Source organism: Enterobacter sp. UNJFSC 003 (assembly GCF_036903355.1).
Taxonomy (GTDB): Bacteria; Pseudomonadota; Gammaproteobacteria; order Enterobacterales; family Enterobacteriaceae; genus Enterobacter.
Window position 1 is genome coordinate 1 of the sequence record NZ_JBAKHK010000047.1, and the last position, 429, is coordinate 429.

Annotated in this window: 1 protein-coding gene; it reads right to left on the reverse strand. The window is 55.9% G+C overall.

What is annotated here, in order from left to right:
• Window positions 1–429, reverse strand: a 429-nt coding sequence (locus V5P19_RS23010) for a gamma-glutamyltransferase (RefSeq protein ID WP_334407840.1), incomplete at both ends; no start/stop codon positions are given.

The following is a 429-nucleotide window of genomic DNA, read 5'->3' on the forward strand; positions in this document are numbered from 1 at the left end:
TAGCTTTACTGTTTTCGTGATTCGGCAACACTTCGCTACCGTAGGTTTTGAGATCGTCAGCCAGCGCGTCGTTAACGATAAAACCATCGCGTGCCAGTTTAAACGCGGGCTGCACGACTTTGTTCAGCGGCATGGTGCCGTATTTATCCAGCGCCAGCGAGAAACCTGCTACCGTACCCGGTGTGCCGGAAGCCAGATGCGAAGTGAGTGATTTTTTGCTGTCCGGGTTGCCCTGATCATCGAGGAACATATCGCGGGTCGCTTTGGCGGGTGCCATTTCGCGGAAATCGATAGCCGTGGTATTGCCATTTTTCGAGCGGATTAACATAAAACCACCACCGCCCAGAGTCCCTGCCTGCGGATGCGTTACCGCCAGCGCGTAGCCCACCGCCACGGCGGCATCAACGGCATTCCCGCCCTCCTTGAGAA